The 7,200-nt window shown below is 47.8% G+C and carries 6 protein-coding genes and 2 pseudogenes; all 8 read right to left on the bottom strand.

What is annotated here, in order from left to right; translation table 11 throughout:
* Positions 1-354 precede the first annotated feature (354 nt).
* Positions 355-1,100: pseudogene (istB, locus tag ACJHYR_RS26565) on the bottom strand (IS21-like element ISEc12 family helper ATPase IstB).
* A gap of 14 nt (positions 1,101-1,114) precedes the next feature.
* Entirely contained in the window at positions 1,115-2,656 is a 1,542-nt protein-coding gene (istA, locus tag ACJHYR_RS26560; RefSeq protein ID WP_001298859.1) for an IS21-like element ISEc12 family transposase, read from the bottom strand.
* 185 nt (positions 2,657-2,841) lie between these two features.
* Positions 2,842-4,415 (bottom strand): annotated as a pseudogene (locus tag ACJHYR_RS26555) (S6 family peptidase); the annotation flags it as partial.
* 37 nt (positions 4,416-4,452) lie between these two features.
* Positions 4,453-4,923: a hypothetical protein gene (locus tag ACJHYR_RS26550; RefSeq protein WP_247142210.1), complete on the bottom strand. Its 471-nt coding sequence runs from the start codon at positions 4,921-4,923 to the stop codon at positions 4,453-4,455.
* A 190-nt stretch (positions 4,924-5,113) separates the two neighbouring features.
* The gene (locus ACJHYR_RS26545; protein ID WP_059328250.1) at positions 5,114-5,335 is read right to left on the bottom strand and encodes a hypothetical protein; all 222 of its coding nucleotides are present in this window, start codon (positions 5,333-5,335) and stop codon (positions 5,114-5,116) included.
* A complete protein-coding gene (locus ACJHYR_RS26540; protein ID WP_059328251.1) occupies positions 5,313-5,555 on the bottom strand; it encodes a hypothetical protein in 243 nt (80 codons plus the stop codon). The genes ACJHYR_RS26545 and ACJHYR_RS26540 overlap by 23 nt, the downstream gene beginning before the upstream one ends.
* A 157-nt stretch (positions 5,556-5,712) precedes the next feature.
* Positions 5,713-6,492 (bottom strand): EAL domain-containing protein, encoded by a 780-nt coding sequence (locus ACJHYR_RS26535; protein ID WP_072837618.1) that lies wholly within the window; start codon positions 6,490-6,492, stop codon positions 5,713-5,715.
* Complete coding sequence (locus ACJHYR_RS26530; protein ID WP_059328253.1) at positions 6,482-7,108, bottom strand: hypothetical protein; 627 nt, start codon at positions 7,106-7,108, stop codon at positions 6,482-6,484. Before ACJHYR_RS26530 ends, ACJHYR_RS26535 begins: the two co-directional genes overlap by 11 nt.
* Positions 7,109-7,200 lie beyond the last annotated feature (92 nt).

The following is a 7,200-nucleotide window of genomic DNA, read 5'->3' as shown; positions in this document are numbered from 1 at the left end:
TACGAATTTCGTAAACCGCACGTCTGTCTGGTCGTGCGGATTTTTTATCCGTCAACTTCACATGAAACCCGCCAGAGCACTGTTTCCGGATTCAGACATCAGGCATATTATTATCCACGATGTCGTGAACAAGATCACACTTTTGCAATTCCTTTATTGATCGAAAGCAGTTAATCACGGAAATTAATTACCGGAGTGAAAGCATTTGCTATATAAACATTCCCAGAAGACATCTTCATGTTGAATATTATTCCCTTATTGACTAGCCCTGCGTATTACCGTGAAGGAGATCGGTGAGTAACATCGATGGAGATCGGTTCGTGTCACTTTCACAGAACCGTTTTTAAATTACCTTCACTGATCTCCTTCGGTCAACGGAGATTGTATTTTCCGCATTGATTCTCCTTTAAGTTCGATCTTGATACTGCCATGAACCAGTCGATCTAGGATGGCATCCGCATGTGTGGAGTCTCCGATCATTTTGTACCAGTTTTCCACCGGCAACGGCTCACTACGATGATTGAGCCTCGTTGGTACATCAGATCCACTATTTCCAGCAGGTCGCTACGCTGTTCTGATGAGAGAGGTTCCAGCCCCCAGTCATCCAGAAGCAGCAGATCGCTATTATTCAGCCTGGTCAAAAGTTTGCTGTATCTTCCATCAGCATGCCCCTGATAGCACTGTTCCATCAGCGCTTTAAGGCGATAATAGTAGACCTTGTATCCCTGTCGGCAGGCATTATGACCAAGTGCACATGCCAGGAACGTTTTACCGCTGCCGGTGGCCCCGGTCAGTAAAATATTTTGTTTCAGGGTTAACCAGTTTCCCTGACTGAGTGAACGGATGAGGGCCCTGTCCAGCCCTCTATTGTTACGATAATCCAGCTTTGATAACTCAGCATTAAGTCTGAACCGTGCATGTTTGATCAGACGCTCTGCCTTCCTGTTTTCACGGCAGGTTAGTTCTTCTGCTGTCAGTAATGACAGGCGTTCTTCGAAGCCCAGCTCCTGGTATGTGCCCGGCTGAGCAAGTTGCTTTTTAAGCGCATCACGGAAGCCGGTGAGTTTAAGTGCGGTCAGTTGTTCGTAAAGATGATTCATCATTGGATCCCGTATCAGTGGTAATACTCACTGCCGCGTACGTTTTCGTGTTCCATCGTGGATAACAGATCTGGTTTTGGATCCTGAACAGGTTGTTTATCCAGACCTTTTTCCAGGATCGATTTAATACCTGACAGACGCCATACCTTTGTTTTCAGAGCTCTTGCACATGCTGCATTAAGTCTGGCTTTACTGTATTTTTTATGAAGGTTCAGGAGTCCAAGGCAGAAGCGATAGCTTTGTTCCGGATGTGGACGAGAGTTCAGTATATGAAGCACATAACTATGAGTTTCACTGCCTATGTGCCCCGCCCATTCCAGAAGACGCTCTGGCGTCCAGGTGGCATGCTGTCGATGAGCTTCAGGCATGTGCTCGTTGCGGGTACTGTAGCCATAAGTACGCTTGCGCGGGTGCACAGCAACCTCCTGCCCCTGATTGAAGAGTCTTACCAGTTCTCCGGAGATCCATGCTTCCAGTTGCTGGCCTAACAGCGAACATGGAACCGAGTAGTAATGTTTGTCGATTTCCACGTGGTAATCGGCATGAACTCTGACTTTCTTCACCAGGGTGTAACTGTAACTGGCTTCAGGAAGAGGCTTCAGTGCGGGTTTATCAAGCTGGATGAAGAGTTCTGCACGTGAATAACCCAACTTCTGCATTATTTTGTTATTCAGTCTTTCCAGCAACTCCCGAATGCGCTGATTAAGCGATGCAAGGCTGTAGAAGATCTCATGCCTGATTCGGGCCATGATCCAGCGTTCAACAACCTGAACGCCAACTTCAGCTTTGGCTTTATCTTTCGGTTTACGTGGCCGCGCAGGCAAAACTGCGACATTATAATGCTCAAGCATCTGCTGGTAGGTAGGGTTAACGTCAGGATCATACTTACATGCCCTGGATGTGGCGCTTTTCAGATTGTCCGGAACAACAAGTTCAGGAACGCCACCCAACCACTGGAAGCAGCGAACATGACTCATCACCCAGTCTTCAAGCTGCTGAGACCAGGTGGCCTCTGCCCATGTGTAACTTGATGCCCCGAGAACAGCTACGATGACCTGAGCAGTTCTTATTTCTCCGGTCTCAGGGTCGGTAACGCCAACGGTAGGTCCACAGTAATCAACGAAAAGTTTTTCGCCAGCTTTATGTACCTGACGCATTGATGGTGAAGTGGTTTTGAGCCATTCACGGTACATCCGGCAGTAATGGTTATAGCTGTAAAAACCGCCTGGATTACGCTCACAGTATTCTTCCCAGAGTAGCTGCAGCGTCACGCATTTATTACGCAGTTCCCGGTGTACTGTAGCCCAGTCAGGCAGAGAGTGCTTCTTCATCTTAACCTGGGTCTGAAGGAACGCATGTTTTAGTTTTGTATCATCCCATCCTGTAGGTAAGGGCCACTGCTTTATGCCAAGTTGAGCCGCCCGATTAGCATATCTGGATACAACGGAAGGGGAGATTGCAAGACTACGACCAATTTGTCGATGGCTGAGTCCAACACCGTATTTAAGCCTAAGAATTTCTTTAAGTTTTCTCATAGAAATTGGAACTGTTGGCATAGGTATCCTTTACCGGAATGGCAAAAGATACAGATCAACACACCTGTGAAGTTCCAATAACATTGATGGAGATCACTGAATAACAAAATGAGTCAAAAGTGATCTCCATCGATGTTATTCAGCGATCTGTTCAAATGTTATTACCCGATCTCGATGGAAGTTATTGAGTGATCTCCTTTCATGAAAATACGCACTTCATTATTATTTGTCAGCACAGCGCCATAATCTGCAGCCTTCAGCTGATGAAACGTCAGACTGTTACCATTAACATCTAGTGTGCCTCCGCGATATCCCCAGGAGATGGTGTCAGGGTTTACCTGCCGGTCATCAGTCAGCACCACGGTCGGCCGACCACTGGCAATATTGACACTGCTGAACGCTTGCACCTGTCCTTTGCTGTCCGCCTGCTGGTTCAGTACAACCTTTCCGTCCCCGACCTTCAGACCACCCTCATTAATACCTGTACCCTGTACCGTCAGCGTACCTTCACCAATTTTATGCAGGTTATCGCCCTTAACACCGTTGACCTGCCAGTTTACCGACACCCCTTTGTCTACAATAATACCGGCACCGGTCCAAGTACTTCCGTTAGAGGTTGTTACTGTGTAATTATCACGGAACGTCAGGGAGCCCGCCCCCTGCGAAACCGAATCCTTCAAGTCAATCTGACCGTTTTTCCCTGAAATATCATATTCTTACCAGCATTGAGGTCATTTCCCTGCTGCCCATGCATGGCATATGTGGTGGTTCCCTGTGTCAGGGTCCCCTTACCAGTGCCGGAGTCAAATGCCCACGACAGCGCCCCACCGACAGAAGCATCAAACATAACAGGAGCATAGTTGTCCTGCTCCAGCTGTTGAGTTACAAAGTCAGTTGGAATAACGGTAAACCAGCTGGTTTGCCCCGTCTCTCCAGCGTAAGCTCTTAATACCCCGACAATAACCCATTTCTTCAGGACAGAATCATATGCAAATAAAGGAGAGCCACTGTCACCCGGAGTGCCATAGCTAGCAAGAGGGCCATTTACTGAATTAAACAAATTCCCAGGATTGTTCACAATAGTGTGGTCAGAAAGCACGGCCTGTCCCACCGTTCCTCCTGTCAGGTAGCTATAAGCTCCATCCAGACGTGTAATATTACCATCCCGATCTTTTATGTACTGAACACCACTTCCCAGCCGGTAAAATGCGGTATAGCGTTCAGTATTTTTATAAGCATCCCGCTTTTGCCCTTCTTCTGTCACTGTTGTCGGTACAACTTCTGTGACCAGCTTATCCAGCCTTGGCACATGAAAATCCTGAGAGCCATGCTCATTACGATCGACGATATTGTAGAGGTTCTCACCATCACCGAAACTGATGTTTTTATATCCCCCGTTATGTTTCACGCTGGCGATATATTGAGGATTTATCAGCGTCGCCACCCCCAGTTTCGAATCCACAGCACTGAAATCCGGCATAGCGGCCTTATCCAGAGTACCAACTAGCTCTCCTTGTTTATTATAAATAGCGATATTCGTTGCCCCTGGATGGAACATTCCCTTATTCTCAGCAAAATCACGAAATATCTGATAATCAATTTCTGCACTCACTATGGAGGCACCTGCCGGACTGGAAAGCAGCAGTGGCGATAATAACAGTGCAGCGGCTTTCAGATGTTTTTTCCCGGTAACCCGGCAGGTGCATTTCCTGGCAAACTCAGATACGGCAATAAAGCCTCGGGCCACAGAGCTGTAACGTAGAGAATAAATTCTGTTCATTTTTAATTAACCCTGAAAAAAAATAAAATCAGCACTCTCAGGCATAATGGATAATCGCCGTCATTCCTGCCCGCCAGACTGACTGTGCTGTCACCGGTTTACTGAAATGAAGATTAAGAGCTGCGCCGGAAGAAATTCCGAGTGCATATGCTCCGGAATAAAACCAGCCTTCCCCCACCAAGTCCTGATAACCGCTTTCATCTGCAATCACCGGTGAATCAGGCACTCCCGGAACGTTCTGTTTCAGTTGTGTCCAGATACTTTCGGCTGACACTTCACCTTCCGTCATCCGAGAAATGAAACTAAGCCCGTCGACTGTGCGCCACGTGCTGCTGTCGGGTATGCCGCCATTAAACACATAAGCATCAGCACTGTTATTCCCCAGAGTCTGGGTGATTCTGGAACCAAAACCATCGTCTTCCGCCCACGCAAGGGCCCCAAAAGCCTGAACCTCTACTGCCAGTGTGCCTGTTGACTGAGAATCTCCGGTGACGCTCAGTGGCAGCACAAGCAGCCCCTGTCCCGGTGTGCCACTGGCCCACTGAATGTGGGTTTCACTCCCGTCACTTCCCTTCAGCTGAATAACGGAACAATACCGACACCGGATGTTTTGCTGCCCCCAAAAGCCCGTTCAGATTTACCAGCAAGCAACAGAAGGTCATGAGGTGCGCTGACCATCAGGCGGGTTCCGTTACCGGTTAGTTCGCTAATTTTGTTGCTGAACCCTGTATATCCGCCAGTTTTCCAAAGCCAGGGAGGAAGGGTGTCATCATAAGGCGTGATGGTACCCCGAGCTCCACGGTTCCATGAAAATCACCGTCGGACTGCCATCCGGTATCAGCAGAAGCTTTTCCGCAAATTAATAAAGAAAGAGAAAAGACAATAATAAGTAAAACATCAATCATAGCATTCTGGCGCATGTCCGCTCTCCTCTGGGATCCTTTCACCTGTATTATTCACTCGTGGTGAAATTTCTTTTATTTTTCTGTAAACCTCACTGAAGTCATCTTCCACTATCACATATCCTTCAATTCCCCTGATATGAATTTCACAAAAAAGCCCCTTCTGAAGAACGAAACTGATATCTTTTATATTAACCAGAAGATTTCGTCCCTGCCTGCTAATAAACTGAATAAACACTTCTACCCCTCAATACAACAAAATAAACAAAAGAATAAAAAAACAAAAAAATCGATGTTAAGAAGAAAAACACTGCCAGAGAATGAAAAAGGCGAAACTGGCAGTCCGGCCACCATAAATAAAATTACTTAAATGTATTTTATTTTTCAGGAGTGACTTACTGATTACACAGCTGGCGTTGTTTATATTCACAACAAAATGCATCCACCTTTTCCGGTCTGCCGAAATAAAACCCCTGCAGATAATCCACCCCCAGAGAGCACAAGCAGTTCACCTGCGCCTGTGTTTCCACACCTTCTGCTACCATATCAATACCCAACTTTCCTGCCAGCCCGATAACGCTTTCCACGATATGTCGGGATGTCTTTTCACTCAGAATGTCCTGTGTGAAGCTTTTGTCCATTTTTATATAACTTACTGGGAAGTGCTTCAGGTACGACAGCACAGAACACCCAGTGCCGAAATCATCCAGAGCTAGCTTCACACCGGCATCGCTCAGCCGGCCCAGCGTCTCTTCTGTTTGTCTGTCGATGTTAAACGGCTGTTGCTCCGTCAGCTCCAGTACCAGATGTATGCTGTCATACCCTGTCAGCGCCAGACACATCTGAGTGAACTCACGCTCAGCCAGCAAGGTTGGCGTCACGTTCACGGCAAGCCGGAAGTTACGCGGCAGCACGGCTTTAATCTCCGAAAGCTTGGCCACCGCACGGTCGAGGATCTTTTTCGTCAGCGGCAACAACAGACCGGCAGATTCCACCCGGTTAATGAAATATACCGGAGGAATGATTTCGCTTGCAGGCATGTGCCAGCGAACCAGAAGCTCTGCACCGGACACAGTAAGGTCTGATGCAGAAACCACCGGCTGGAGATACGGTTCAAACTCCCCGTTACTGAGCGAACGCATCAGTCTCTCTGTGGATACAAAATCACTGTCCATACTGTTGGTCTTCCATTTTATCAACCTCTCTGTCCAGTCCGATCATCAGTAACATCCTGAAATCCCTTACGCCCACATTCTCTGCCAGCCGGGCATAATGCCAGTACAGCCCTCGCTCACTCTGTTTCAGGTTCAGGGGACGGTCTCTCCCTCTCTCAGAAAGGCGCTTCAGTGCCAGTCGTTGCCCGGACGTCAGACGGAATTTACCGACATGTAATGCCTTTCTGTTCAGTACCATGCGTACTGTTATTTCAAGGTCCGACAGAGGCATGTATCCGCTGTACACCGGGCAGATATTTCGCAACACCTTCAGCCTCTCCAGCCTTTCCGGCACCATAACCAGCATTTCACCAGATATTTCAGCCCTCAGTTCACGTATTCGGGGCAAATGACGTCCCCAGCCCGCAACAGGCTCTGCACTCAGAGCCACAATAACCAAATCCCAGCCCTCCCGGACACAGGAATACCCCAGCGGTACACAGTAAACGTTGTATCCCTGTGCTGATAACAGGTGCCACAGCCCTGTCAGCTCATACCAGCAGGTTCCGGTCAGAAGGATTTTTTGTCTCACACTTACGACCTTCACCACATCAGTACTGTAGTGGTCAAGTAATATTGGCCACGGTTTTACAGTAAAAACGGTATCTGTTCTCTGATTCTTCCGGCGTCAACCCACCGTTGTAATGGTGAGGCCTGACGCTATTGTAA

Source organism: Escherichia sp. WS1450 (genome assembly GCF_046487395.1).
Classification (GTDB): domain Bacteria; phylum Pseudomonadota; class Gammaproteobacteria; order Enterobacterales; family Enterobacteriaceae; genus Escherichia; species Escherichia coli.
Note: the sequence above shows the minus strand (reverse complement) of the source record. Positions and strands in the feature narration are given on the sequence as shown.